The organism is Sphingobium fuliginis (genome assembly GCF_004152845.1).
GTDB lineage: Bacteria > Pseudomonadota > Alphaproteobacteria > Sphingomonadales > Sphingomonadaceae > Sphingobium > Sphingobium fuliginis.
Genome location: NZ_SEON01000004.1, coordinates 356,668 through 382,069, shown reverse-complemented (window position 1 = coordinate 382,069; position 25,402 = coordinate 356,668). Strand labels below are relative to the sequence as shown.

General features: G+C 65.7%; 22 protein-coding genes and 1 riboswitch. Of the genes, 12 read left to right on the top strand and 10 right to left on the bottom strand.

The window, feature by feature from the left end; all coding sequences use genetic code 11:
* The first annotated feature begins 8 nt into the window (after nt 1–8).
* Genes EWH10_RS12740 through EWH10_RS12725 form a run of 4 tightly spaced genes read left to right on the top strand, consistent with a single transcriptional unit; the run spans nt 9 to nt 6,959 of the window.
* Nucleotides 9–644: an urea amidolyase associated protein UAAP2 gene (locus EWH10_RS12740; protein WP_065846355.1), complete on the top strand. Its 636-nt coding sequence runs from the start codon at nt 9–11 to the stop codon at nt 642–644.
* Nucleotides 641–4,237 (top strand): urea carboxylase, encoded by a 3,597-nt coding sequence (gene uca / locus EWH10_RS12735; RefSeq protein WP_065846356.1) that lies wholly within the window; start codon nt 641–643, stop codon nt 4,235–4,237. Before EWH10_RS12740 ends, uca begins: the two co-directional genes overlap by 4 nt.
* The gene (gene atzF, locus EWH10_RS12730) at nt 4,234–6,018 is read left to right on the top strand and encodes an allophanate hydrolase (protein ID WP_065846357.1); all 1,785 of its coding nucleotides are present in this window, start codon (nt 4,234–4,236) and stop codon (nt 6,016–6,018) included. Before uca ends, atzF begins: the two co-directional genes overlap by 4 nt.
* 23 nt (nt 6,019–6,041) lie before the next feature.
* A complete protein-coding gene (locus tag EWH10_RS12725) occupies nt 6,042–6,959 on the top strand; it encodes a Vgb family protein (protein ID WP_065846367.1) in 918 nt (305 codons plus the stop codon).
* A 38-nt stretch (nt 6,960–6,997) separates the two neighbouring features.
* Here EWH10_RS12725 and EWH10_RS12720 read toward each other — a convergent pair whose 3' ends face one another.
* The 5 genes from EWH10_RS12720 to EWH10_RS12700 form a co-directional block, all read right to left on the bottom strand.
* A complete protein-coding gene (locus tag EWH10_RS12720; protein WP_065846358.1) occupies nt 6,998–7,333 on the bottom strand; it encodes a UrcA family protein in 336 nt (111 codons plus the stop codon).
* Between the two features lie 125 nt (nt 7,334–7,458).
* Nucleotides 7,459–7,821 (bottom strand): hypothetical protein, encoded by a 363-nt coding sequence (locus tag EWH10_RS12715; protein ID WP_044660827.1) that lies wholly within the window; start codon nt 7,819–7,821, stop codon nt 7,459–7,461.
* 16 nt (nt 7,822–7,837) lie between these two features.
* Nucleotides 7,838–9,415, bottom strand: coding sequence for a tetratricopeptide repeat-containing sulfotransferase family protein (locus tag EWH10_RS12710; RefSeq protein ID WP_065846359.1), 1,578 nt, complete (start codon nt 9,413–9,415; stop codon nt 7,838–7,840).
* The gene (locus EWH10_RS12705) at nt 9,412–10,368 is read right to left on the bottom strand and encodes a sterol desaturase family protein (RefSeq protein WP_065846360.1); all 957 of its coding nucleotides are present in this window, start codon (nt 10,366–10,368) and stop codon (nt 9,412–9,414) included. Before EWH10_RS12705 ends, EWH10_RS12710 begins: the two co-directional genes overlap by 4 nt.
* A gap of 87 nt (nt 10,369–10,455) precedes the next feature.
* Nucleotides 10,456–11,391, bottom strand: a complete 936-nt coding sequence (locus EWH10_RS12700; protein ID WP_025546599.1) for a LysR family transcriptional regulator — start codon at nt 11,389–11,391, stop codon at nt 10,456–10,458.
* Between the two features lie 134 nt (nt 11,392–11,525).
* On the opposite strand from EWH10_RS12700, the gene EWH10_RS12695 reads away from it, so the two are divergent.
* Nucleotides 11,526–12,569 carry an isopenicillin N synthase family dioxygenase gene (locus EWH10_RS12695; protein ID WP_065846361.1) on the top strand — a complete coding sequence of 348 codons (1,044 nt, stop codon included), beginning with the start codon at nt 11,526–11,528 and terminating at the stop codon, nt 12,567–12,569.
* Here EWH10_RS12695 and EWH10_RS12690 read toward each other — a convergent pair.
* The 3 genes from EWH10_RS12690 to EWH10_RS12680 form a co-directional block, all read right to left on the bottom strand.
* Complete coding sequence (locus EWH10_RS12690) at nt 12,540–13,139, bottom strand: hypothetical protein (RefSeq protein ID WP_052628138.1); 600 nt, start codon at nt 13,137–13,139, stop codon at nt 12,540–12,542. The genes EWH10_RS12695 and EWH10_RS12690 overlap by 30 nt on opposite strands.
* Before the next feature lie 29 nt (nt 13,140–13,168).
* Nucleotides 13,169–14,149 carry a sterol desaturase family protein gene (locus EWH10_RS12685; protein ID WP_025546605.1) on the bottom strand — a complete coding sequence of 327 codons (981 nt, stop codon included), beginning with the start codon at nt 14,147–14,149 and terminating at the stop codon, nt 13,169–13,171.
* Nucleotides 14,150–14,469: 320 nt separating this feature from the next.
* A complete protein-coding gene (locus EWH10_RS12680) occupies nt 14,470–14,976 on the bottom strand; it encodes an MgtC/SapB family protein (protein WP_025546607.1) in 507 nt (168 codons plus the stop codon).
* A gap of 340 nt (nt 14,977–15,316) precedes the next feature.
* Nucleotides 15,317–15,506, top strand: a riboswitch (cobalamin riboswitch).
* 192 nt (nt 15,507–15,698) lie between these two features.
* On the opposite strand from EWH10_RS12680, the gene EWH10_RS12675 reads away from it, so the two are divergent.
* From EWH10_RS12675 to cobU, 7 genes are read left to right on the top strand one after another with little or no spacing between them, the layout of a single operon-like run.
* Complete coding sequence (locus EWH10_RS12675; RefSeq protein WP_065846362.1) at nt 15,699–16,106, top strand: DUF1636 domain-containing protein; 408 nt, start codon at nt 15,699–15,701, stop codon at nt 16,104–16,106.
* Nucleotides 16,103–17,119, top strand: a complete 1,017-nt coding sequence (cobT, locus tag EWH10_RS12670; protein WP_099186757.1) for a nicotinate-nucleotide--dimethylbenzimidazole phosphoribosyltransferase — start codon at nt 16,103–16,105, stop codon at nt 17,117–17,119. Before EWH10_RS12675 ends, cobT begins: the two co-directional genes overlap by 4 nt.
* Nucleotides 17,116–17,679 carry a histidine phosphatase family protein gene (locus EWH10_RS12665; protein WP_130030000.1) on the top strand — a complete coding sequence of 188 codons (564 nt, stop codon included), beginning with the start codon at nt 17,116–17,118 and terminating at the stop codon, nt 17,677–17,679. The genes cobT and EWH10_RS12665 overlap by 4 nt, the downstream gene beginning before the upstream one ends.
* Nucleotides 17,676–18,386 carry an adenosylcobinamide-GDP ribazoletransferase gene (locus EWH10_RS12660; protein ID WP_130029999.1) on the top strand — a complete coding sequence of 237 codons (711 nt, stop codon included), beginning with the start codon at nt 17,676–17,678 and terminating at the stop codon, nt 18,384–18,386. Before EWH10_RS12665 ends, EWH10_RS12660 begins: the two co-directional genes overlap by 4 nt.
* On the top strand, nt 18,383–19,360 hold the full coding sequence (locus EWH10_RS12655) for a threonine-phosphate decarboxylase (protein WP_065847905.1): 978 nt from the start codon (nt 18,383–18,385) through the stop codon (nt 19,358–19,360). Before EWH10_RS12660 ends, EWH10_RS12655 begins: the two co-directional genes overlap by 4 nt.
* Complete coding sequence (cbiB, locus tag EWH10_RS12650; protein WP_130029998.1) at nt 19,353–20,288, top strand: adenosylcobinamide-phosphate synthase CbiB; 936 nt, start codon at nt 19,353–19,355, stop codon at nt 20,286–20,288. Before EWH10_RS12655 ends, cbiB begins: the two co-directional genes overlap by 8 nt.
* Nucleotides 20,289–20,293: 5 nt before the next feature.
* Nucleotides 20,294–20,797 (top strand): bifunctional adenosylcobinamide kinase/adenosylcobinamide-phosphate guanylyltransferase, encoded by a 504-nt coding sequence (gene cobU, locus EWH10_RS12645; RefSeq protein WP_065846964.1) that lies wholly within the window; start codon nt 20,294–20,296, stop codon nt 20,795–20,797.
* A 76-nt stretch (nt 20,798–20,873) separates the two neighbouring features.
* On the opposite strand, the gene EWH10_RS12640 is transcribed toward cobU, so the two are convergent.
* Together EWH10_RS12640 and EWH10_RS12635 are read right to left on the bottom strand one after the other, a co-directional pair.
* Nucleotides 20,874–22,250, bottom strand: a complete 1,377-nt coding sequence (locus tag EWH10_RS12640) for an efflux transporter outer membrane subunit (RefSeq protein ID WP_065846962.1) — start codon at nt 22,248–22,250, stop codon at nt 20,874–20,876.
* A complete protein-coding gene (locus EWH10_RS12635; RefSeq protein WP_044660813.1) occupies nt 22,247–25,390 on the bottom strand; it encodes an efflux RND transporter permease subunit in 3,144 nt (1,047 codons plus the stop codon). The genes EWH10_RS12640 and EWH10_RS12635 overlap by 4 nt, the downstream gene beginning before the upstream one ends.
* Nucleotides 25,391–25,402: the final 12 nt, after the last annotated feature.

The window sequence follows — 25,402 nt, the reverse complement described above, 5'->3', positions numbered from 1 at the left end:
ACGCCTCAATGAGCGTCGATATTCACTTGTCCGGCCTTCCGGGCACTGTCCTCCATGACGTGATCGTGCCGGCGCGAGCGCCCTGGCTGCATCATGTCGCAGCCGGCCAGACCCTGCGGATCGTCGATCTGGAAGGGAATCAGGCGGTCGATTTCCTCCTCTATTCCGCGCAGGACGATGCGGAGCGTTACAGCGCGCAGGACACCGTCGCCGCGCAAGGCAATCTCTTCCTTCGCGAAGGCGCGGTGCTGCGTTCCAACGAGGGGCGGGCGATGATGACGATCACCGCCACGTCCGTCGATTATCACGACACCATCGGCGGCGCCTGTTCCTGCGAATCCAACACGCTTCGCTACGGCCACCACACCAAGGCCGAACATGCCTGCGTCGAAAACTTCCTGGAGGCGAATCTGCGCGAAGGCCGGGGCAAGCGCGACATTGTCTCCAACATCAACTTCTTCATGAACGTGCCGGTGGAGGCCGACGGATCGCTGGGGATCGTCGATGGCATCTCCGCGCCCGGCCTGACCGTGGACCTGCGCGCGGAGATGGATGTCATCGTGGTGGCTTCCAACTGCCCGCAGATCAACAATCCGTGCAACGGTTTCAACCCGACGCCCGTGCGCATGATTGTCGCCGCATGAGGTTCGATACCGTCCTCATCGCGAATCGCGGAGCGATCGCCACCCGCATCATCCGCACGCTGCGCCGGATGGGCCTGCGATCAGTCGCGGTCTATTCCGAAGCCGACGAGGATTCGCTCCACGTCGCACTGGCCGACGAAGCGGTCTGCATTGGCGGCGCGCGCGCCTCGGAAAGCTATCTCAACATCGAGGCCATATTGGATGCGGCCCGCAGGACGGGCTCTGGCGCCATTCACCCCGGTTACGGTTTCCTCGCTGAAAATGTCGAGTTCGCACAGGCTTGCGCGAAGGCCGGGATCATCTTCATCGGCCCCACGCCGGACAATATCCGCACCTTCGGCCTGAAGCACAGCGCGCGCGAGCTTGCCGCCGCGCACGATGTTCCGCTCGCGCCCGGCACGGATCTGCTCAGGGACGAGGCGCAGGCCGTACTCGCCGCTCGTGAGATCGGTTTCCCCGTGATCCTCAAGGCGACTGCGGGCGGCGGCGGCATCGGCATGCGCGTCTGCGAGGACGAGGCCGCCGTCCGCGAGAGTTTCGCCGCCGTCGCTCGCCTGGGCGAAAGCAATTTCGGCGACGCGGGCATCTTCCTGGAACGCTACATCCGGCGCGCACGGCACATCGAGGTGCAGATATTCGGCGATGGCGAGGGGCGCGTCCTGCCGGTGGGCGAACGGGACTGCTCGCTCCAGCGCCGCAACCAGAAAGTGGTCGAGGAAGCGCCTGCGCCCCTGCTGCCCGACGCGGTGCGCAGCGCGCTGATCGCTGCCGCCACGCGGCTGGGCGAGGCCGCGTCCTATCGGTCGGCCGGAACGGTCGAATTTCTCTATGATGCGGAACGGGAAGAATTTTTCTTTCTGGAGATGAACACCCGCCTTCAGGTCGAACATGGCGTCACTGAAGAAGTGATGGGCATCGATCTTGTCGAATGGATGATCCGCGGCGCTGCCGGAGACTTCTCCTTCCTCGACAGGGAGCCGCCGCGTCCCAATGGCCATTCCGTGCAGGTGCGCCTCTACGCCGAAGATCCCGCGCTCGACTATCGCCCGACCTCCGGCACGCTGACGGCGGTCGCGTTTCCGCCCGACATTCGCGTCGAAACCTGGTGCATGGCCGGCAGCACGGTCAGCGCCTGGTACGATCCGATGCTGGCGAAGCTGATCGTGCACGCGCCCACCCGCGCCCAAGCCGTATCCGCCATGCAGGCGGCACTGGACCAAAGCCGTATCGACGGGATCGAGACCAACCTGCGCTGGCTTCGGGAGGTGGTGCGTTCGTCTCCCTTCGTCAGCGGGGAAGTCTCGACCCGCGTCCTCGACGGCATCGCCTTCCATCCGCGCAGCATCCAGGTCGTCAGCGGCGGCACGGCGACGACCGTTCAGGATTGGCCCGGCCGGCAGAAACTGTGGGCCGTGGGTGTTCCGCCATCGGGCCCGATGGACGACCAGTCGTTCCGGCTGGGCAACCGGCTGCTCGGCAATGCCGAAGGCACGGCTGGCCTGGAAGTGCTCCATACCGGGCCGACATTGACCTTCAACGCGCCAGCGCGCATCTGCCTGACCGGCGCTGATTTCGACGCCAAGCTTGACGGAACGCCGGTGCCGCGTGGCGTCGCCTTCGACGTGGGGGAGGGGCGGACGCTTAGCCTTGGCCGGGTGAGGGGCGGCGGCATACGCGGCTACATCCTCATGGCCGGCGGCCTCGACATCGCGCCCTATCTCGGCAGTCGCAGCACCTTCGAGCTTGGCCAGTTCGGCGGACATGCCGCGCGCCGGCTGCTGGCTGGCGATACGCTGCATCTGGCCGGTGACGGGGTCGGGCCTGCCTTGCCGGAAGTCGCGCTGCCGCCCTTGACGAATGAATGGACCTTGCGCGTGCTCTATGGCCCGCACGGGGCGCCCGATTTCTTCACCGACGAGGATATTGAGGAAATCGTGACGGCGGAGTGGCAGGTCCACTATAACAGCAATCGTACCGGCGTCCGGCTGATCGGCCCCAAGCCCCGCTGGGCGCGCACCGACGGCGGGGAAGCCGGCCTGCACCCGTCCAACATTCACGACAATCCCTATGCGATCGGGGCCGTGGACTTCACCGGCGACATGCCGATCATATTGGGTCCGGACGGTCCTTCGCTCGGCGGCTTTGTCTGTCCCTTCGTCGTGATCGCCGCCGATCGCTGGATCATGGGTCAGCTGGCGCCCGGCGACAAGCTGCGCTTCGTGCCGGTCGATGTCGAGGATGCGCGCGCGGCGGATTTGCACCAGCGCGGGCTGATCGCATCGGGTACGGCGCTTGGGGGCGGACCAGCCCGGCCCATCGGCACGCTCACCCCCATCCTTGCGGAAATCCCGGCCACCCCGGATCGCCCGCGCACGGTCTATCGCCAGCAGGGCGACCGCAATATCCTGGTCGAATACGGCCCCATCGTGCTGGACATCGAGCTGCGGATAAGGGCGCATGCGCTGATGGCCGAGCTGGAAAGGCTCAATCCTGCCGGGATTGTCGACATCGTGCCCGGAATCCGCTCCCTCCAGTTGCATTTCGACGGGGAGATCATGGATCAGCGAGCCGCCCTCGACATGCTGATGGCGGCGGAGGAGCGGCTGGGCGATCTGGCGGACTTCGTCGTCCCGTCGCGTATCGTCCACCTGCCGCTCAGCTGGCGCGATCCGGCCACGATCGAGACGATCGAGAAATATATGGGCGCCGTCCGCGCCGACGCGCCCTGGTGCCCCGACAATATCGAGTTCATCCGGCGGATCAACGGCCTTCCCGATGCCGCGGCCGTGGAGAATCTGATCTTCGAGGCCAATTATCTCGTCCTGGGCCTGGGCGACGTTTACCTGGGCGCCCCGGTGGCCACGCCGGTCGATCCGCGGCATCGGCTGGTCACCACCAAATACAACCCCGCGCGCACCTGGACGCCGCCCAATGTCGTTGGCATCGGCGGGGCCTATATGTGCATCTACGGCATGGAAGGGCCGGGCGGCTATCAACTGTTCGGCCGCACCATCCAGATGTGGAATACCCATCGACAGACCGACGCCTTCACGGAGGGAAAGCCCTGGCTGCTGCGCTTTTTCGACCAGATCCGCTTCTATCCTGTAAGCGCGGACGAACTCGTCGAATGGCGGCGCGATTTTCCGAGCGGCCGACGCTCGATCAGGATCGAGCCGTGCGAATTCCGCCTCTCCGATTATCGCGCTTTCCTTGCCGACAATGCGAAGTCGATCGCGGAATTTGAGGCGCGACGACAGAGCGCCTTCGATGAGGAGCGGGCCGAGTGGCAGCGGAACGGCGAATTCGACCGCGTCGCTCATCTATCCGAAGCTGAGCAGCCGCAACCGGACGCCGTGGAAATTCCCGATGGCGCGGATCTGGTCGAAGCGCCGTTCGGCGGCAGCCTGTGGAAACTGCTCGTTGGGCCCGGCGACGAGGTCGATGCCGGCGAAACGATCGCGATCATAGAGGCGATGAAGATGGAATGTGCCGTTCACAGCCCGGGCGCGGGCAGGGTCGAGGCGCTCTATGTGCAGGAGCGGCAGTCGCTGCAGCCCGGTGCGCCGATGATGGCGCTGAGGAGGCACGCATGACCGCGCCAGCCGGGGACCGGCTGAACCGCCGCAGCGTGTCGATGATTGCCGATGCGGTCGGGGCGGGGCGCATGAGCGCCGTTGCGGTGGCCGAAGAGACGATCGCGCGTCTGGCCCTTTATGACGCGGTTCAGCCCCAGATTTGGATCAGCCGGGTCGCGCCGGACGCCCTGATCGAGGCCGCCCATAGGGTCGATGCGCGGGTGGCGGCGGGCGAAACCTTGCCGCTGGCCGGCGTCCCCTTCGCCGTGAAGGACAATATCGATGTCCGGGGACTCGATACGACCGCGGCCTGCCCCGCCTTCACCTATCGGCCGAAGGCTTCGGCCACGGTCGTTGAGCGGCTGATCGCGGCGGGTGCGATCTGCGTCGGCAAGACCAATCTCGACCAGTTCGCCACAGGACTGAACGGCACACGAAGCCCCTATGGCAGCCCCAGAAACGCCTACAACCTGTCCTATGTCAGCGGCGGCTCCAGCTCGGGTTCCTCGGTCGCCGTGGCGGCGGGACTGGTTGCCTTCGCACTCGGCACCGACACCGCAGGATCGGGCCGCGTTCCGGCCGCTTTCCAGCATTTGATCGGGTTCAAGCCCAGCAAAGGCCGGTGGAGCAACAGCGGTCTCGTGCCAGCCTGCCGCACGCTCGATTGCATCACCGCCTTCACGATCGACACGGCGGACGCCCGGCTGGTCGATTCCGTCGCGGCTGGCTTCGATGCGGCCGATCCCTATTCCAAGCCGCTTGCCGACCGGCCGATCGGGCGCAAGAGGATCGGCGTTCCCCGCCGCGACCAGCGCGCCTTCTTCGGCGACGCTCAGTCCGAATATCTTTACGACCGGGCGCTCGACAGGCTCTCCACCGTCGCCGAACTGGTGGAGATCGACTATGCGCCGCTACAGGAAGCGGCGCAGCTCCTCTATGGTGGCCCGTGGGTGGCGGAGCGGACCGCCGCCATCGCGGACCTGCTTGCCGACCATCCCCACGCGATAGACCCGACCGTGCGTGAAGTCGTCGAGCCGGGACTGGAAATAAGCGCCGTCGATCTGTTCAACGGCATCTATCGGCTTGCCGAACTCAAGCGTCACGCCGACACGCTTTGGGAGAGCATCGACCTGCTCGCCTTCCCCACCACCGGCACGACCTATCGGGTGGCGGAACTCAAGGCCGCGCCGATCGCGCTGAACAGCGCCCTGGGCTTCTACACCAATTTCGTGAACCTGCTGGACATGGCCGCCGTCGCCGTGCCCGCCGGCATAAGGTCGAATGCGACCGGGTTCGGCATCACCCTGATCGGTCCCGCCGACAGCGATGTTGCGCTGCTCGACGCCGCCGACGCCTATATTTCGGCCGCGGATATTCCGTCGCCGCCACCGCTCGATCTGGAGGGCAAAATGGAAACCGTAAAACTCGCTGTAGTCGGCGCTCATCTGAAGGACATGCCGCTGCACTGGCAACTCACCTCCCGCGACGCGAAGTTCGTGGGCGCTTTCGAAACGGCACCCAACTACCGCCTCTACGCGATCGCGAACAGCGTGCCGCCCAAGCCTGCGCTGGTGCACAGCGAGGACGGCGGATCGATCGCGCTGGAGGTTTACGAGCTTGGCATCGCCGAGTTCGGCAGCTTCGTGGTCGAGGTGCCGGCGCCACTTGCCATAGGCACGGTGACGCTGGCCGACGGCAGCAGCGTCAAGGGCTTCGTCGCAGAGCCGCGCGCGCTGACGGGAGCGGAGGACATCACCGCCCTGGGCGGATGGCGCGCCTATATCGCGCAGCGCGCCTGATCTTCGCGAGGAAAGGGCAAGGCATGAAAAGGCTCAGGAGATTGATCATGACAGTGGCGGCGGGATGTGCGGCTTCCATGGCCCATGCGGAGCAGGTGATCGAAGTGCCGGGCTTTGCGGACTTCCTGGCGGTCGACGGCGACAGCGTCTGGGCGACCAATGCCGGCCGGGTCGAGCGCTGGTCGCGGCAGGGCAGGCTTGCCGCCGTCGCTATGTCGAAACCCTGCGGCGCCATGGCCCTGTCCGACGGAGCGCTCTGGGTGGCCGATTGCCAGGAAAATGCGCTCATAAAGATCGATACGAAGACCGCGCGGAAGACCGCCACCATCCCCACCGGCATCGCCAATCCCAAGGGCGAGCTGAATGTGGTCGCCGGTGCCGGATCGATCTGGGTCGCCAGCGATCAGAAGGGCGTCGTATCCCGCGTCGACCCGGCGAAGAACGCGGTGACGGCGACCATTCCCGTCAATCCCGGCACCCATTATCTGGCGTTCGGTTTCGGATCGGTCTGGGCGGTCAGCAGCGAGAGCCGCTCCATCCAGCGCATCGACCCCGCGACCGACAGCGTCGTCAAGACGACGGCACTGGGCAAGGAGCCGGGTTTCCTTGCGGCCGGGGAATGCGGGGTCTGGGTTCAGGAGCAGGGCGACGGAACGGTCGTCCGCATCGACCCGGAAACTGGCGACGTGGCTGGCCGGGTGAAGGTCGGCGCAGTGCTGAAATGGGGCGACATCGATACGGGCGGCGGGCTGGTGTGGCTGCGCACCACGGAGGATCAGACCTTTGTCGTGATCGATCCCAAGTCGATGACGGTCAGGGCGCGAGTGGGGAAAGCGGAAGGCAGCGGCGCGCTGCGCTTCACGGATTCGGGCATCTGGACGTCCGCGCATGACGTGCACACGCTGACCTGGTGGCCCGATCCGGCGAAGCTGGCGAAATGAGGCGTCCGCGGCGCCATCAAGCGCCGCGGAGCAGATTTTCAGCGGGCGGAAGCCATTTGGACGGGCGACTTATCGCCAGCCTTGGCAAGCCGGGCTTCAATCTGGGCGCGGATGTCGGCCGCAACCGCAGTGCGACAATCCCGCGCCTTGGATTCGAGAGCGAGGTGCACGCCCGCCAAATGATCGCCGCAAACGGCCCGCGCCGCCTGATCCATGCGGATGGCGAGGCTCTGCTGGCCAGAGGCGGTAGAGAGGTCCAACCCCTCGAGGTCGAGGATCGCGGTGTCCTGAGCGAAGGGATTGCCGCCGGCAGTGCCAGCGATTGCCGGGGTCGCGAAGGCGAAAGCCGCCAGGCACATGAGCCCAATCTTCATTATCTTCTCCTGTGCGAAAAACGAGCACCGCTCTTCGGCGGCTGGCGCGTAGATAAGCCCAGGAGAGAAAACTTACAATATCTATTCCGAATATGTTCTTTTATTACTTATGACCATAGCGGTTATTACTTCGCCCTGACCACCAGCATCGCAAGGTCATCAGCATGACCGAGCAGCCCGATCGGCAGATCGGCTTCATGGCTCAATCCCTCGACCGCGACCGTAACCGTTCGCGCCATGGGAGCGGACCAGGACCGGACGGTGCTGACCGGCAAGCGAACCCGCCAGTTATGGCGGCCTTCGACCGGCACGATGTGGCCATTGACGCTGACCTTTGAAGCGGCATTGTCGCGACTGCCGGAAATCAGCAGGCAGTTTTCCGACCGAAACTCCACCAGACGGGTCCGTGGGGAGGAAGCGGCGGCGGCTGGCTGCACGAACCCCGCAGCCAGGGCCATGCAGAAGGCGAATGTTCCAGATCTGGGCATGGTCGCGCGCTCCCTTTCAGTCGATGGAAATGCCGGATCGTTCGAAGAAGCGTCGAACGGGTTCCAGGACCTGCTCATGCCGTTTCCACCGCGCAACCGCGTCGCGGTAGATCGGCCGGCGGACCTGCGCCGCGCTGGGCGTGGAAACCGGCGCATCATTGGTGTGGAAGGACAGGCACTCATCCGCCCATTCCAGACCGCAATGGGCGAGCAGGCGGCGGCTCTGGGCTTCCTGGTCCGCCACAAGATCCTCGTAGCGCAGTTCGATGACCCGCCCCGGCAGGACTTCGCGCCACAGGGCCATCAGCCGGTCGAAGCGGATGTAGTAAGCGGCGATCTCCAGAAGGTCGTAGCTATAGTCATAATAGCGCGAATTGACGGCAAAGAGATTGCGGAAGTTGCTGAGCACCGTGTCCATCGGGTGGCGACGGAGGCAGACGATGCTGGCTGCCGGGAGGGCCCGCGCAATGAACCCGGCATAGTGGAAATTACCCGGAAACTTGTCGATGAACCTCCGGCCGGGGGCGCGCCGGTGATGGCTGGCGCGTTGCAGGAAGTCGCGGCCGATCGCGCCCATGTCGCTGGCGGCAGCCGTGGCGATCGTCTCCGGGTCCAAGACCGTGGGCGTGTGCGTGCCTGCCGCCTTCTTGACGGCGAGCGGCATCGCTTGCAGTTCCCCGGCGCTTTCGACGCCAGGGTGAGACGAGAGAATGCGGTCGACCAGCGTCGTGCCGGTGCGCGGCATCCCTATAATGAAGATCGGCGCATCGCGGGGGGCGTCGTCCGCGGGAGCCGTAGCGATGCTCGGCCAACTCGCCTCTATCGCGTCGAAGGTCGCGGCATCGCGCGCAAACTCGTAACGCAACGTGCGGCGATGCTCGGCATTGACCGCGCAGAGCCGTTCCAGTGCTTCTTCCGGGCGGCCGAGATCTTCGAGTTCTTTCGCCAGAGCATAGCCCAGCAGCAGCCTGCCCCGTCCGTCCCCGGTGGTTGAGTGAACCTTCGCGAGGCGCTCGACATGATTATGCCCGGCTGACTGCTTGCGCAGGCTGGAGAGAAGGTGATGGGCACGGGCATCATCCGGCGCCAGGGCGATCAACGCCTCCAGCGCGGCTTCGGCTTCCTCCGTCCGGCCGAGGAAGTTGAGCGTCACGGCCTGGTTGTAGCGGAACTGCCTGTTCCCGGGTTCGAGCCGCACCGCTGCCGAAAAATGACCGAGCGCGGCCGGATGGTCGCCCAGGCGGGCATAGACGCAGCCCATCGTGTCGCGGCTCAGGGCATCGGCAGGGAGAGCATGCTCTGCATCCTGCAGCACGGCGGCGGCGTCCCCGTCCTGCCGTACCAGAGTGAAGAGCTTGGCAAGCTGCGCGCGATATTCGCCTTGGGGATCGAGTTCGACCGCGCGGCCGAGATGCTGGATGCCGGCATGGACGCGGCCGATGCTCGATTCTGCGACGCCAAGGAGGAAGTGACCTTCGGCATCGCCGGGATTTTCCGACACCAGCGTCGCGGCCAATCGCTGGGTGGCATCGATATCGCCCCGGGCGAGCGCGCTGCGCGCTGCGATGGCCTGACCGGAGCGGGCCGCCATCATGCCGCGGCCTTTGCTCCCGCAGCGTCCCGGTCCAGATCATCGGCCGGGCTCGCCTCAGCCAGTGCGCCGCGTGGCTGCTTCGCTGCGCGCCAGACCTTGAATTTCTCGATCATCGGCGCGAAGGGGAACATCGTCTGCTCCCGGATGGTCAGCCGCTTGCGGTCGTCCTGCCCGACGAGAATGCCCTCGCCCTCGCGATATGTTCCGAAGATGCGATCCAGCAGGATCAGCGAGTTGCCGTAATTGCAACGCGTGCTCTCATAGTCGGTGGAATGGTGCAGGCTGTGATGCCTGATCGTCGTGAAGAAGAAGGAGTACCAGATCGGGGGGTCGGCGCGCACATTGGCATGGGCGAAGACGGAGATGACGCCCATGGTGTTCAGGGCTGCGAAGATGGCCGTCTTGTCGAAATCGAACAGCGCGACGACGCTCAGGCTGATCAGGAACAGCTCAATCGGGTTGCCGACGGCGCCCTTGGCCGCATTAAGCTGGGTGATATGGTGATGCGGCGCATGGGTCAGCCAGAAAGGCGTCCAATTGTGCATCAGCCGATGCATCCAATATTGGCCGAATTCGATGAGGAAGATCACCATTGCGACCTGCGCCAGCCAGGGCAGATGGCTCGCCCATGCCGTGGTCAGCCCCAGCGAGGCCTTGAGGGCGACCAGCGGTTCCTCGGACAGTTTCTGCGTCAGCCAGGCGATCACGGTCGCGCTGAGGACCGAATAATAAAGGTCCGTCAGGAACTCCCGCCTGTTCATGCGCCAGCCGGCATGACGTTCGTGCACAGCCTCCAGCAGCAGGATGGCGATCACGATGAGGGGAGAAGTCACGGTGAGAGCCCAGGGATGCTCGACCAGAGACCTTGGCCCGAACGCCCAGAAGCTGAGGACGACCGCGATCATGGCAGGCGGGATCAGGTTGAATAGCCGGTCTTTGAGGCTGGTTTCCATGCCGCAGCTCCTGTCAGTGCATTCACACTGCGCTGCGCTGCGTCATGAAGGGAGGTCGAAAATCCCGATGAAAGCCATAGACTGGATTTATGCCCGTTGCGCACGCACGCGCCGGATGACCTCATCCCAGAAGAGCTGCGTGGCTGTGTCCCGCGCCGGTTCCGACCGGGCGAGCAGGAAGATGTCGTAAGCGGGCTCGAAATCCGCGAACAGCATGGGCCATAAACGGCCGCTTGCAACGTCACTTGCAGCAGCGGCGGTGGGAAGGAAGCCGATCCCTACGCCCATGTTGATAAGCCGCCGCGCCTCGTTGATGTCCTCCGCAAGGCCGCTTACCACGGTGCCGAGCCGATAGCGCCGGCGCAAATGGGTGATCGCCTCTATTTCATCATCGCCGGTCAGGACGAAACCCTGATCCTTCAACTCGCCCAATCGGCTCACCCGATAGCCGAAATAGGGGCTGCTGCGCGAACAATAGAGCTGCTGACGCTCGATCAGCAGCGGTTCGTACATCAGGCTTCCCCGAACGCTGCTGTCATAGCCCACCCCGATCTCAACCTCCCCCTGCTCCAGCGCATCGAGAAGCTGACGCCAGGGAGAGACGCGGATTTCGATGTGGATGGCCGGATTGCGTCGGTGAAAGCTGGCAATGGCCTCGTCGAACTCGGCCGACACCAGGCCGGACACGATCTGGATGCGGACGATGCCCTCCACCCGCTTGGTCGCCTGCGCGATCACATGGGGCATCATCCGGGCGGATTCCAGCATGTCCTCGCACAGCGCCATCATCGCCTTGCCGGCCGCGGTCATCTCCACGCCGGTGGCGGTGCGGTGGAGCAGCGCCGTCCCGACATGGTCCTCCAGCCGCTTGAGCGCCGCGCTGATGCTGGGCTGCTGCCGGTTGAGCCGTCGCGCCGCCGCGCCTATGCCGCCGGCGCGAACGATATCCACGAAGGTCCGCATGAGGTTCCAATCGACCCGGCTGGCAAATTTCCTGTCGATCAGCGGCGTTCGATCGTTCATGCGCGTGCTGCTTTCCTGGAAGATAGAGCGGCTCTTCATAGGCGGTGGACTGCTCCGCTCATAGATCAAATCGATGGAAATCATAGCATGGGTCCATCTATCGCTATGCCCAGGGGGATTTACGCTCCTCATCCATGACACAGCACCATGTCCTGCCGCTCGTCGATATTTCGAAACTGGACAGCCCCAGGCTTGAGGATCGGCTTTCCGTTGCCCGTGAACTCGACCGCGCCTGCGTGGAGGCAGGGTTCCTCTACATAGCGGGCGCACAGATGGACGATGCCTTGTTCCGCAGGATCGTCGCGCGCGCACAGGCTTATTTCGCGCTCGACGTCGACACCAAGATGAAGAGCTATATCGGCCTTTCGGAAAACCACAGCGGCTATGTGCCGGTGGGGGAGGAGCAATTCGCCGCCGGCCAGCGCGACCTCAAAGAGGCGTTCGACGTCAATTGCGACTATGTGCGCTCCGAGGGTAGGCGACCGCTGCTGGGTCCGAATCTGTGGCCTGAAATGCCGGGCTTCCGCGAAGACGTGCAGGCTTATTACCGCCATGTGACGAGTATTGGTGGCCAGCTTTTCCGCGCTTTCGCCCTGGCGCTCGGGCTCGACGAAGACCATTTCCAGGCGCATCTGCGAAATCCCCCCAGCCAGCTTCGGCTGATCCATTATCCCTTCGACGCGACCGCTGAAGATCGCCGGGGCATCGGCGCGCATACCGATTACGAATGTTTCACCCTGCTGTTCGCAACGGCGCCCGGTCTCCAGATCATCGACCGGCAGGGCCAGTGGATCGACGTTCCCCTGGTCGAGGGCACGATGATCATGAACATCGGCGACATGATGGAGATACTCTCCAACGGCCGCTATGCCGCGACACGGCACCGCGTGAAGAAGGTCAGGGAAGAACGCTATTCCTTCGCGCTCTTCCACGCGTGCGACTATGATTATGTCGTTGCCCCGGTCGTGCGCGGGGAGGCGCCCCGTTACGCCCCGCTCAAGGGCGGCGAGCATCTGTTCAACCAGACGGCGCAGACCTTCGCCTATCTGAAGCGCAGGATCGCCAGCGGCGAACTCGTGCTCGACGGCGCCCTGCCGCTCGATTCCTTCGGCCCGGCCAGCAGCGCAGCCGAACCGATGCAGCCATCGTCAACTCAGCAGGCTCTTTCTGAACAGTGATTTGACGAGCCGACCCTCCAGAATGCGTCCCACGACATAGAGCGCGGCGAACAGGCCGGCGAAGACATAGGCCGCGGTGGGCTTTGGCGTCTTGCCATCCTCCTTGTTCTTGTCGTCCTTCTTGGGCTTTTCAGGCGCCGGCGCGCCCAGCGCCTTGTCGATCCAGTGCTGCGGCAGGACCTTGTCCTTCTTGTCGTCCTTTTTCACCGTCTCCTGCGCCGCTGGCTTTGCGAGCTTGCCGGCGACGATCGTCAGCCCGGCGAAGCTCAGGAACAGCAGCGGCGCCAGGAAGCAGAACAGCAATGCCCGGCTGGTCAGGCAATAGCGCAGCACCGGCCCGGCCGGCTCCCTCTCGATCCTGAGAATGCCGCCATCGAAGATGGACATCCTGTCCTGCGCGGCCTGATCCTTCTTGCTGAAGGTCAGCGTGTCGCCAATACGCTCATGGCTGGTGCCGGCCTGACGGAACAGGGGACCGAGCCTGGCCATTGCCTCATCGGCCGATTGCCCGGAGGCGAGCGCCATGCTGCCCTTTATATGCCAGATCCAGTCCAGGAAACGCGCTGTCACATGATCCCCTTTTTGCAAGAGCAGTTGCCTTATTCAGCCGGCACCGCCGCTGGGCGGCCGTAGCGTTCCTTGATCGTCTTCCAGCCTTCGGTGAAGGGATAGGTCATCTGCTCGCGGATCGACATCCGGCGTCCGCCCTCCAGTCCCAGCAATTCGGCCTCGCCATCGACGCAGGTTCCGAAGATGCGATCGATGAAGATATAGGTGTTGGAATAATTGCTGCGGGTCGCTTCGAAGTCCTGCGAATGATGCAGGCTGTGATGTTCGGTGGTGTTGAACAGGAAGCGCCACCAGCGCGGCGTGTTGAAGCGGACATTGATGTGCTGATAGGTGCCGATCGCCAGACCGAAGCTGCCGGCAAGGAGGGCGGCCCTCGGCAGGAAGTCGAAGAACCCGCCAATGCCCAGCCCGATCAGGAAAAGCTCGACGGGATTGCCGACCGCGCCTTTGTTGATGTTCAACTGGGTGATGTAATGATGCACCGAATGGGGCAGCCAGAGCGGATACCAGTTATGCATCCCCCGGTGCATCCAATATTGCCCGAAGTCGAAAATGAAGGAGATCAGGAAAGCCTGCACCAGCAGCGGCAGGCCCGTGAACCACGCCAGCTTGTCCCAGTCGAAACTGTGCTGAATGGCCTCGATCACCGCACCGCTGCCGATATAATGTTCGACAAGGTCCAGAATAGTGTAGCCCAGCCCGACATAGAAGAGATCGGTGACCAGTTCCTTCCAGGTCAGGCGCCAGCTCTCATAGCGCGGGCTGACCCATTCGAGCGCCAGCAGCAGCACCCTGAAACCGATGCCGATCCCGATGGCGGTGGACGCCTTGGCGATGGAATTGGGCGCATAATACCAGAAGGCGATGAGCGCGAACAGCGCCGTGGGCTGGAACCAGGTGAAGATGAACTGCTTGAGCGGTCCGCCTTCCACCCGGCCTATATTTTCCCACCCGATGATGACGGGCGCCTGCGCGCCTATCACTCTCTTGCCTACGCGAACGCCGTCCATATGCTGACCTCGAGATGCTGCCTCGTCCCTGCGGGCGTGTCCGCCTCGCCAGGCGACGAAAATGATGTTCGCAGTTCATTGAACTTCATGTCGTTTCAGCATCGGGAAGACGCGCCCAACGCGCCAGATGCGATTAAGGTATATGCCCCATAGATGCTGCCTATGCCTTTCCAACCCGGCGGCGGTGAATCATGCGCCGGCTATTCCGATCCGCACAGATGACGGCGCAGTTTCCGGAATGACGATCCGTTAGGGCGAAGGGACGACGGACCGTGGGCGGGCGATTTCCGGCTGCTCGTTTCAACGCATCTTGCCGGCTTTCAGTTTTCGCGCTCCGGGGCGGACCCGCGCCGGTTGGGCATGGTCATGGAATCGGCGTCCGGATCGTCCGATCCGCTCTCGCGCGGACCGATATGCTTTTCGAATATGAGCAGCAGGGAAAGCAGGAGCAGCGCGATCAGCGACCCTGCCAGCACGAGGACATATTGGCCGGCGCCCGCCGTGATCCCGACGGCAGCGGCCATCCACAGGCTTGCCGCCGTGGTCATGTTGCGCACATCTCCGCCGCGCACGAAGATCAGGCCGCCCGCGATGAAGCCAATGGCCTGGGCAAGGCCCTGAACGACGCGGATCGGGTCGCTGTCCTTGTGGACCTCCGCCAGTTCCAGGGCGGACAGGGTCAGCATGGCCGAACTCAGCGATACCAGCCCGTGGGTGCGCAGGCCCGCATCATGGCCGTTGCGTTCGCGCTCGAACCCCAGGGCGAGCCCCAGCAGGGTCGCGAGAAAAAGGCGGACGAGCGTGGTGCCGAGGTCGTTGGCCAACATAGCCATAATACCCGCGAGAGGCGCGCCCGTTCCCGTGAATGCGGCCGAATGGGAAAGCGGCTTCGCGCCTGCCGCTCAGCGTTCGGTGATGTCGGAACGGAGGTGCGCGATCAGGTCGTTGACCCGCATGTCGTTTTCAGCCGTGCATGCGAACAGGCGGCAGAACCAGTCCATCCATCGCGTCAGAATCGCCATGGCCCTCTCCCTATCGCCCGATAATAGCAGTTCACGCAGGTGAAGAGAAGCTTTGCCATTGCCCGGCCCAGGGGAAGTCGCGCCATTGGAGCGGGCTGGGCCGGCTTTGTTTTTTCCACCCTTGCGATTGGACGAAGGCGGCTTTATCAGCGCTGGTGCGACAGGTTCCCCGCAAGGGGATGAAAAGGGAAGTCGGGTGGAACGCCCGCGCTGCCCCTGCAACTGTAAGCGGCGAGCCATCCGGCCATCGCGCCATTGGGCCATGAAGGTCCGAGAAGGCGGCCGGAAAGCATCGACCCGCGAGCCAGGAGACCTGCCTGACGCCGTCGTTCTTCGACCGGACAGGGTGTGCCGGCCGAACGGGGGTTCCCTCGCTGAACGACAGCCATCGCCTTGCCGGTTGGACCGTGCGGGGGAAGGCCTGTCGCCTGCCTGGTGCCGGACCGTCCTCCCTTGCCCGGTTCCCGTCGGGGCACATGCCGTCGGGCGGGAGGATGTGGAATGACTGATTTGCGGAGCGATCGCTGATGCTGCGGGCCGTGGGGCCGGGGACTTCGGTCGTCGTCTGTTCGACCTGCCGCCTTTCGGCGGAACAGCGGGAGGATGCTGCCGGACGGCGGGGCGGCGCCTTGCTGGCAGAGGCGCTGCACAGGGTACGCGAAGGCGATCCCGCTTATGCGTCCGTCGCTGTTCAGGACATGCCCTGCCTCTTCGCCTGTCAGCGCCATTGCACGGTACATGTGCGCGGAACGGGCAAGATCGGCTATGTGCTGGGCGACTTCACGCCGGATGAGGAAGCCGCGCGCGCGATCCTGGATTATGCCCTGCGCCATGCCCAAAGTGACGAGGGCGTGGTGCGCTATGCGGACTGGCCCCAGGGGGTGAAGGGGCATTTCATCGTCCGGACGCCGCCCGAAGGCTTCGTCTGTTCATGATCCGGTTCGACGACCGCGCGGCCTTTGCCGCCGCGCTGGCCGACCTTCCCGCCCCGGATGCAGGCGCCACCGAATCCGCGGCGGCGCGGCAGCGGGTGCTGACGAAGCCGGCCGGTTCGCTTGGGCGGCTGGAGGAGATCGCGCTTTTCATGGCGGGTTGGCAGGGGCGGGAACGCCCCCGGGCGGAGCGCATCCGCGCCGCGATCTTCGCCGGCAATCATGGCGTGGCCGCGCGCGGGGTCAGCGCCTTCCCGGCCGAGGTCACCGCCCAGATGGTGGCGAATTTCCGTCATGGCGGCGCGGCGATCAATGCGCTGGCCCAAGCCTGCGGGGCGGAGCTGGCCGTCGTCGCGCTCGATCTGGAAAGGCCGACGGACGACATCTGCGTCGCGGCGGCCATGAGCGAGGCGGATTGCCTGAGCGCGATCAATGCGGGGGCGGTGGCGGTGGAACCGGGACTGGACCTGCTGCTGCTGGGCGAGATGGGCATTGCCAACAGCACGCCGGCGGCGGCGCTCTGCGCGCAGGCCTTTGGGGCTGCTGCGGCCCATTGGGTGGGACGCGGGACAGGCGTGGATGGCGACGGGCTGGCGCGCAAGGCCGAAGCTGTGGCGCGGGCGCTCGCCTTGCACGGGGCGCGTTGCGCCGATGCCTTCGAAACGTTGCGCCGGCTGGGCGGGCGAGAGATCGCGGCGCTGGCCGGCGCGGTGCTGGCGGCGCGGATGCTGCGCGTGCCGGTGATGCTGGACGGGTTCATCGGCTGCGCGGCGGTCGCGCCGCTGGCGAAGGACAATCCGGCGATCGTCGGGCACTGCATGGCCGCCCATATGTCGGCGGAAGCGGGGCATGAACGCCTGCTGGCCGCTCTGGCGCTGGAGCCGTTGCTGCGGCTCGACATGCGGCTGGGCGAAGGAAGCGGCGCGGCGGTCGCGGCGCAGATCGTGCGTTCCGCTCTGGCAGCGCATGGCGGCATGGCGACCTTTGCCGAAGCGGCGGTGGCAGGTGCGCTATGAACGCCTTTCCCCTCCACCTGATGCGCCATGGCGCACCGCAGCTTGCCGGACGGTTGCTCGGCCATCTGGACGCCCCGCCTGAAGCGGAGGGGATCGCCCTCTGCATCGAGCGGGCGCGGCATCTGGATTTCGCGCGGGTGGTGACATCCGACCTCGCCAGGGCGCGGGCGCCGGGCGCGGCGATCGCGGCGGAGCGGGGCATTGAACTTGACGTCGACCGGCGCTGGCGGGAACTGAATTTCGGGGATTGGGAGGGTGCGGACCCCGCGCTCCTGCCTGCGGAGGATCTGGCGCGCTTCTGGGACGATCCGGACGGATTTCCGCCGCCTGGGGGCGAAAGCTGGACCGACCTACGCGCCCGGATCGGGGACGGGCTGGACGTGCTTGGCGAGCCGGCATTGGTGGTCTGCCATGCCGGGGCGATACGGGCGGCGTTGGCTGTGCTGTGCGGTTTCGACGTGCGGCAGGGCTGGGCGGTTGACCTGCCCTATGGCGCGGTGCTGAGCCTGCGGGTCTGGCCGGAAGGGCGGTCGGGACAGATTACGGGCCTGACCGCATGAAGCGGCTGGTGCTGGCCCTGCAATTGATGACGCGCCTGCCGTTGCCCGCGCAGGATGTCGATGAGGGGGATTTCGCCGCCGCCATCCGCTGGCTGCCCGCAACGGGCATTGCCGTCGGGCTGGTGGTCGCGGGCGGTGCCGGGCTGGGCATGCGCATAGACCCTTGGGCGGGGGCGCTGTTCGGCCTGGTCGCCTGGGTGGCCGTGACCGGTGCGCTGCACCTGGATGGATTGGGCGACATAGCGGATGCGGCGGGGGCGGCGCATGGCGATCGGAGCCGCCTGTCCGCCGTTCTGGCCGATCCGCATATCGGCAGCTTCGGCGTTGTCGCCATCGGCCTGCAACTGGCGGCCAAGCTGGTGCTGTTGCGGCTCTGGCTGGAAAGCTTTCCGCCATGGATGCTGGCGGCCGTGGCGATGGTGGCGCGCATCGGGCCGCTATTCTGGACGCGCTGGCTGCCGCCGCTCCACGAAGGACTGGCCAGCCGTTTCCGGGCCGGCTGGCGGGCCGAGCCGTTTATCTTCTGGTCGATATTGGGGCTGGCGCTGGGTTATCGGGAGCCTGCCCTTTTGGCGGCGATCCCGTTGATCCCGCTTTGGGGTCTTTGGCTGCGGTCGCGGATCGGCGGCATCTCCGGGGATGGGCATGGCGCCGGCATCGAATTGCTGGAGAGCGCCCTGCTGCTGGCGATGGCGGTGGCGCGATGAGCGGCTTCACCTGGCATGGCGGCCGCCTGGCCGAAGCGCGGGGCGCTTATGGCGGGCAGGACTGGATCGATCTCTCGACCGGGATCAACCCCCTGGCTTGGCCGGGGTCCGATCATCTGTCCATCGACTGGCGGCATTTGCCCGATCCGCACGATCTGGCGGCGATGGAGGCGGCGGCGGCGGCCTGTTTCGGGGTCGATCCCGATCATCTTTGCACCGTACCCGGCAGCGAGGCGGGATTGCGGCTGGTGGGGCGGATGCTGGACATGCCCGCACGATGGCTCGTGCCCAGCTACCGCACCCATGCGGAGATTTTCGCGCATGGCGCCCCGATGTCCGCCGATGAAGAACCGCCTCGCGAAGCGATCGCCCTGCTGCTCGCCAACCCCAACAATCCCGACGGGCGCATCCTGCCGCCTGCCCGCCTGCTGCAATGGCTGGCCCGGCTGGAGGAGCGCGGAGGATGGCTGATCGTCGACGAAGCCTATGCCGACGCCGTGCCTTCATGCAGTCTGGCGGGCGAAGTGGGGGATGGGCGGCGGCTGATCCTGTTGCGGTCCTTCGGTAAATTCTTCGGGCTGGCCGGTGTCAGGCTGGGTTTCCTGCTCGGACCGCGAGAGATCGTCGCACAGCTGCGGCGGATGCTGGGGGAATGGCCGGTTTCGGCGGCGGCGGTGGCGTTCGGCGGCGCGGCCTATCGCGACCGGAACTGGATCGACGGGACAGTGACGGCGCTGGGCGAGCACGCGGCGCAACTGGATGGTTTGCTGGCGCGGCACGGATTGGGGGCGCGGGGCGAATGCCCGTTATTCCGTCTGGTGGAGTTGGAAGATGGGTGGGCCCTGTTCGACAGGCTGGCGCGGCGTTCGATCCTGACGCGCCCCTTCGAGGAGGACCGGCGCTGGCTGCGGATCGGCCTGCCTGCCGATACGAGGGCTCTCGCCCGTCTTGACCGGGCATTGGCCGATGGGTGAGCCGGTGGCCCTGGCGGCGCTGATGCTGGATGCGGCGCTTGGCTGGCCGGGCTGGCTGCATGCGCGGATCGGCCATCCGGTGGGCGGTTTCGCCCGGATCATCGGCGTGGCGGAGCGGCGATGGAACCGGGAGGCGTGGAGCGGCCCGCTGCGCCGCTGGACGGGACTCGCCCTGTTGTTGCTGTTGCTGGCCGTGGGCGGGGGCGCCGGTCTGGCTTTGGAATGGGCGATCCGCCGCTGGGGCGGGGCCATGGCCTGGCCATGGCTGGCGCTCGCCGCATGGCCGGCGCTGGCGCAGAACAGCCTCTATGTCCATGTGGCGCCGGTGGTTCGCGCTCTGGCGCGCGGGGATCTGGATGCCGCGCGGCAGGCGGTGGCCCGGATCGTGGGCCGCGACACGGCCGCACTGGATGAGGCGGGCGTTGCACGGGCCGGCATAGAAAGTCTGGCCGAAAGCTTCTGCGATGGCGTCGTGGCGCCGCTGTTCTGGCTGCTGCTGCTCGGTCTGCCGGGAATATGGGCCTATAAGGCCGTCAACACAGCCGACAGCATGATCGGGCACAAGGAAGCGCCCTATACCGACTTCGGCTGGGCGGCGGCCCGCTTCGACGATCTGTTGAACTGGGTGCCGGCGCGGCTCTCCGGCTTGATCCTGTGCGTTGCGGGCGGCGGCGGATGGGCCGTGTTGCGGCGGGATCGCCGGAAGCATGCCTCGCCCAATGCGGGATGGCCGGAGGCGGCGATGGCCGGCGCGCTCGGCATCCGGCTGGCGGGACCGATCCACTATGACGGCGTGCTGCACGACAAGCCATGGATCGGCGCGGGTGGGGAAGCGGACGTCCGCGCGATGCGGGCCGCGCTCCGGATCTATTTGCGCGCCTGCCTGCTGCTGTGGGTCCTGGCCGCCATTTGGGAGAATGTCGGATGACGAGAATGCTGGTGCTGGGCGGATGCCGGTCCGGCAAGAGCCGCTATGCGCAGCAACGCTGCGAGGCTGTCGGGAACGGGAACCTGGCCTATATCGCGACCGCGCAGGCCTTCGACGCGGAGATGGAGGAGCGGATAGCGCGCCACAAGGGTGAGCGTGGAAGCCGCTGGCTGACCATCGACGCGCCCATGGACCTGCCCGCCGCCCTGTCCCAAGCAGCGCGCCGGGCAGATGCCGTCCTGGTCGATTGCCTGACGCTGTGGCTGACCAATCTGATGCTTGCCGAAGAGGATTTGGCCAGCGCCCGGGCGGCGCTGGCGGAGGCGATGATGGCCTGTCCGGTTCCTGTCGTGCTGGTGAGCAATGAAGTGGGCCTCGGCATCGTGCCGGACAATGCCCTGGCCCGGCGGTTCCGGGACGAGGCGGGCTGGCTGAACCAGCAGATGGCGGCCCTGTGCGAGGACGTCATATTGATGGCCGCCGGCTTGCCGCTGCGGTTGAAGGGCTAAGGTCAGGCTGGATGTGGCCGGCCGCCTGACCTTTGGGGGCCAGTTCAGGCGGCGCAGATTCGGCCAGCCATGGCGATCATCCTTCCCGGAAATCGGCCCCGATGACCCGGTAGAGAAGGATGCGGTTCCTGATCAGCGCCAGGTTCGTCGCGATCGCGCTTTGCTGCGCATTGTAGAGGCTTCGCTGGCTGGTCAGGCTGTTGAGGAATGGGTCGATGCCCGCGCGATAGCGTTCCTCGGCCAGCCTGTAGCTGCGCTGGCTGGCGAGGACCAGACGCTGCTGGGCGGCCTGCTGCTCGTCAATCGTGCCTTCGCGCGCCAGTGCGTCGGATACTTCCTGAAAGGCGGTCTGGATCGCCTTTTCATATTGGGCCAAGCTGAGGTCGCGCTGCGCCTTGCTATATTCGAGATTGCCGCGAGCCGCGCCCCCGAAGATCGGCATGCCGACGGACGGCGCCGCCGACCAGGCGAAGCCGTCGCCCGTGAAAAGCGACGACAGCGCCGAACTGGCGACGCCGATGGCCGCGGTCAGGCTGATCCTCGGGAACATCGCAGCGCGCGCCGCGCCGATGTCGGCATTGGCGGCCTTCAGCTGATGTTCGGCCTGCAGCACGTCCGGCCGCTGGAGCAGCACGTCGGAGGAAAGGCCCGCCGGCACCTTCGCAATGCTGCTGGTCAGTTGCTGCAACGACCGGGGCAACAGCGCATCCTCGACCGGCGCGCCGGCCAGCAGGTCCAGCGCGTTCCGGTCCTGCGCCACCTGGGTGACGTTCGCGGCAATGTCGCTGCGCGCCTGTTCGACCGTGGTTTCGGCCTGATGGACGTCCAGCTTGCCGATCAGCCCCGCGCCGTTCAGCGACCGGGTGAGGGCAAGCGTCCGTTCGGCGCTCGCCAATGTCTGCCGGGAAAGGTCCAGATATTCCTGATCGGCGGCCAAGGTCGCATAGGCCGTGGCCGTTTCCGCGATCAGGGCGATGCGGGTCGCCCGCGCCCCTTCCTCGGTCGCCAGATAGGATTCCAGCGCCGATCGGGTCAGGTTCTTCACCCGGCCGAACAGGTCGATCTCGAACGCGCTGAAACCGATGTCGGCGCTGTAACTGTCCTGGCGCGCGTCGTTCCGCCGGGAAAAGCTGGCTGCCGCCTCGCCGGTGACGGCGGGCAGCCGTTCGGCGCGCTGCACCCGGTAGAGCGCCCGGGCCGCCTCCACATTGGCGAGCGCGGCGCGCAGGTCGCGATTATTGTCCAGCGCACGCCCGATCACCGTCCTGAGGCTGGGATCGCCGACCAGTGCGGTCCAGGGCAGGCCGGGCCTTTCCGTCGCGGCCGCGGGCGCATAGGCTGGGCCGCCGGGGAAGCCGGCGGGCACCGGGGGCGTAGGCCGCACATAGGTCGGCGCCATGTTGCAGGCCGACAGGGCCGCCCCCCAGGTCAGGATGAGGAAGGCGCGCCTCATGCCGGAACCTCCGTGGCGTTGGCGGCGGGGGAGGGCGGATTCTTGCGGTTGAAGATGCGCATGATCGTCAGGAAGAAGAGGGGGACGTAGAAGATGGCGAGCACGGTCGCGGTCAGCATGCCCCCGATCACCGCCGTGCCGATGGCGACGCGGCTCTGCGCGCCCGCGCCGCTCGCGATGGCGAGCGGAATGACGCCCGCGATGAAGGCCAGCGACGTCATCAGGATCGGGCGGAAGCGCAGGCGCGCGGCCTCCAGCGCGGCGGACATGGCGTCCTTGCCCTGCAGATAGGCGAGTTCCGCGAATTCAACGATCAGGATCGCGTTCTTGGCGGCGAGGCCCATGGTGGTGAGCAGGCCGACCTGGAAATAGATGTTGTTCTCCAGCCCGCGCAGCGTCACCGCCAGCACCGCGCCGATCAGGCCGAGCGGGATCACCAGCAGCACGGCGAGCGGGATCGACCAGCTTTCGTAGAGCGCGGCGAGGCAGAGGAACACGACCAGCACCGACAGGCCGTAGAGCAGCGGCGCCTGCCCGCCGGAAAGCTGCTCCTGATAGGATAGGCCACTCCAGGCATAGCCGGTGCCGGGGGGAAGCTGTTTTTGCAGCTTCACCATCTCGTCCATCGCCTCGCCCGAACTGGAACCGGGCGCGGCCTGCCCCTGGATTTCATAGGAAGACTGGCCGTTATAGCGCGAAACGGTGGTCGGCCCCATCGTCCAGTGGGTGGTGGCGAAGGCGGAGAAGGGCACCATTTCCCCCGTCGTGGCGGAGCGCACCTGCCAATTGTCGAGATCGGTCGGCAGGGCGCGGAAGGGCGCGTCGGCCTGCATATAGACGCGCTTCACCCTGCCGCGGTCGACGAAATCGTTGATATAGGTGCTGCCCCAGGCGGCGCTCAGCACATTGTCGACGCTGCTCTGGGTGAGGCCGAGTACCGCGAGTTTCTCGGAGTCGATGTCGACCTTGAGCTGCGGCGTGTCCTCCAGCGTGGCGGCGCGCACGCCCGCCAGTTTCGGGCTGCCGGTCGCCGCCTTCATGAGCTGGTTGCGCAGTTCGAGGAAGCGTTCGCGGCTGAGGCCGCCGGTGTTCAGCAGTTCGAAGGTAAAGCCGTTGGACTGGCCCAGCCCGCGAATGGAGGGCGGAGTCATCGCCAGCGCCTTGGCATCGCGGATCGCGGCGAGTTGCTTCGTGGCGCGGTTCGCGATCATGGTAGCGCTGTTGGCGGCTCCCTTGCGCTTGTCCCACGGCACGAGGCTGACGAAGCCCTGGGCGGTATTCTCACCCTGCCCGGCGAAGCTGAAGCCCTGGGTCACGAAGATGAAGTCGACATTGTCCTTCTCGTCATTGACGAAATAATTCTGGATCTGGTCGATCGCGGCGCTGGTGCGGGAGGATTTGGCGCCGGCGGGCAATGTGACCTGAACCATCACCTGGCCCTGGTCCTCCACCGGCAGGAAGCTGGTGGGCAGGCGGACGAACAGCAGCCAGAGCAGGCCGAGCATCACCGCATAGCCGATCCAGAAGACGGTCCGCCGGCCGATGAAGCCATTCAGCCGCGCCATATAGCCATGGGTGACGCGGCCGAACCAGCGATTGAACTTGCCGGTCCATCCCCGGTCGCGTTTCTCATGCGAAACCGGCTTCAGGATCGTCGCGCAGAGGGCGGGCGAAAGGATCAGCGCAACGACCACCGAAAGCAGCATGGAGGAGACGATGGTGATCGAGAATTGCCGGTAGATGACGCCCGTCGACCCGCCGAAAAAGGCCATGGGCAGCAGCACGGCGGACAGGACCAGCGCGATGCCGATCAGGGCGCTGCCGATCTCCTCCATCGACTTGATGGTGGCCTGCCGCGGGGAAAGTCCTTCCTCTTCCATGATGCGTTCGACATTCTCGACCACGACGATGGCGTCGTCGACCAGCAGGCCGATGGCCAGCACCATGCCGAACAGCGTCAGCGTGTTGATCGAATAGCCGAACAGCGCCAGCACGCCGAATGTGCCGAGCAGCACCACCGGAACGGCGATGGCGGGCACCAGTGTCGCGCGCCAGCTTTGCAGGAAGATGAACATCACCACCACCACCAGAGCGACCGCCTCGATCAGCGTCTGGACCACTTCCTCCACCGACAGCTTGATGAAGGGCGTGGTGTCGCGTGGATAGGTGACGGTGTAGCCATGCGGCAGGTTGGTCGACAGTTCCCGCACCTTCGCCTTGACCAGTTCGGCGGTCTTGAGCGCGTCGGCGCCCGGCGCGAGCTGCAACGCCATGCCGGAGGCGGGATGACCGCTGAGGCGCGCGGAGGAGGTGTAGCTTTCATTGCCCAGTTCGACCCGCGCCACGTCCGACAGGTGGACGACCGATCCGTCGCTCTGCGTCTTGACGATGATGTTGCGGAACTGCTCGGGCGTCTGCAGGCGCGCGCGAGCGGTGACGGTGGCATTGAGCTGCTGCCCCTCCGGCGCGGGGTCGGCGCCGATTTGGCCCGCCGACACCTCGACATTCTGGGCCGCGATGGCGCTTTGCACGTCCGACGGCATCAGCTTGACGGTGGCCAGCCGGTAGGGGTCCAGCCAGATGCGCATCGCATATTGCGATCCGAAGATCTGGGATGAACCGACGCCGTCGACGCGGGCGATGGCGTCCTGGAAATTATTGACCAGATAGTCCGCGATGTCGGCCTGCGACGCCGTGTCGGTCCTGTCGTAAAGGCCGACGACCATCAGGAAATCGGTCTGGGACTTGGTGACGGTCAGGCCCTGCTGCTGCACGGCATTGGGCAGCCGGCTCAGCGCCTGCTGCACCTTGTTCTGCACCTGCACCTGCGCGGTGTCGGGATCGGTGCCCTTCTTGAAGGTAACGGTGATCCGCGCCTGTCCATTGGCCGTGGACGAGGAGGAGAAGTACATGAGACCGTCGATGCCGGTGAGCTGTTGCTCGATGACCTGGGTGACGCTGGTCTCCACGGTTTCGGCCGCCGCGCCGGGATAGTTGGCGCTGATGTTGACCGACGGTGGGGCGATGTCCGGATATTGGGCGATCGGCAGAGTCAGCATCGCGCCCAGGCCTGCCATCATGATGCCGATGGCGATGACCCAGGCGAAGATCGGCCGTTCGATGAAAAAGCGGCTGAGCAAGGTCCCGGCCCC

What these genes read in the sequence shown, in the direction of transcription:
- EWH10_RS12740 (WP_065846355.1), top strand. Translation starts at nt 9, where the DNA reads ATGAGCGTCGATATTCACTTGTCCGGCCTTCCGGGCACTGTCCTCCAT.
- uca (WP_065846356.1), top strand. Translation starts at nt 641, where the DNA reads ATGAGGTTCGATACCGTCCTCATCGCGAATCGCGGAGCGATCGCCACC.
- atzF (WP_065846357.1), top strand. Translation starts at nt 4,234, where the DNA reads ATGACCGCGCCAGCCGGGGACCGGCTGAACCGCCGCAGCGTGTCGATG.
- EWH10_RS12725 (WP_065846367.1), top strand. Translation starts at nt 6,042, where the DNA reads ATGAAAAGGCTCAGGAGATTGATCATGACAGTGGCGGCGGGATGTGCG.
- EWH10_RS12720 (WP_065846358.1), bottom strand. Translation starts at nt 7,333, where the DNA reads ATGAAGATTGGGCTCATGTGCCTGGCGGCTTTCGCCTTCGCGACCCCG.
- EWH10_RS12715 (WP_044660827.1), bottom strand. Translation starts at nt 7,821, where the DNA reads ATGCCCAGATCTGGAACATTCGCCTTCTGCATGGCCCTGGCTGCGGGG.
- EWH10_RS12710 (WP_065846359.1), bottom strand. Translation starts at nt 9,415, where the DNA reads ATGATGGCGGCCCGCTCCGGTCAGGCCATCGCAGCGCGCAGCGCGCTC.
- EWH10_RS12705 (WP_065846360.1), bottom strand. Translation starts at nt 10,368, where the DNA reads ATGGAAACCAGCCTCAAAGACCGGCTATTCAACCTGATCCCGCCTGCC.
- EWH10_RS12700 (WP_025546599.1), bottom strand. Translation starts at nt 11,391, where the DNA reads ATGAACGATCGAACGCCGCTGATCGACAGGAAATTTGCCAGCCGGGTC.
- EWH10_RS12695 (WP_065846361.1), top strand. Translation starts at nt 11,526, where the DNA reads ATGACACAGCACCATGTCCTGCCGCTCGTCGATATTTCGAAACTGGAC.
- EWH10_RS12685 (WP_025546605.1), bottom strand. Translation starts at nt 14,149, where the DNA reads ATGGACGGCGTTCGCGTAGGCAAGAGAGTGATAGGCGCGCAGGCGCCC.
- EWH10_RS12680 (WP_025546607.1), bottom strand. Translation starts at nt 14,976, where the DNA reads ATGTTGGCCAACGACCTCGGCACCACGCTCGTCCGCCTTTTTCTCGCG.
- EWH10_RS12675 (WP_065846362.1), top strand. Translation starts at nt 15,699, where the DNA reads ATGCTGCGGGCCGTGGGGCCGGGGACTTCGGTCGTCGTCTGTTCGACC.
- cobT (WP_099186757.1), top strand. Translation starts at nt 16,103, where the DNA reads ATGATCCGGTTCGACGACCGCGCGGCCTTTGCCGCCGCGCTGGCCGAC.
- EWH10_RS12665 (WP_130030000.1), top strand. Translation starts at nt 17,116, where the DNA reads ATGAACGCCTTTCCCCTCCACCTGATGCGCCATGGCGCACCGCAGCTT.
- EWH10_RS12660 (WP_130029999.1), top strand. Translation starts at nt 17,676, where the DNA reads ATGAAGCGGCTGGTGCTGGCCCTGCAATTGATGACGCGCCTGCCGTTG.
- EWH10_RS12655 (WP_065847905.1), top strand. Translation starts at nt 18,383, where the DNA reads ATGAGCGGCTTCACCTGGCATGGCGGCCGCCTGGCCGAAGCGCGGGGC.
- cbiB (WP_130029998.1), top strand. Translation starts at nt 19,353, where the DNA reads ATGGGTGAGCCGGTGGCCCTGGCGGCGCTGATGCTGGATGCGGCGCTT.
- cobU (WP_065846964.1), top strand. Translation starts at nt 20,294, where the DNA reads ATGCTGGTGCTGGGCGGATGCCGGTCCGGCAAGAGCCGCTATGCGCAG.
- EWH10_RS12640 (WP_065846962.1), bottom strand. Translation starts at nt 22,250, where the DNA reads ATGAGGCGCGCCTTCCTCATCCTGACCTGGGGGGCGGCCCTGTCGGCC.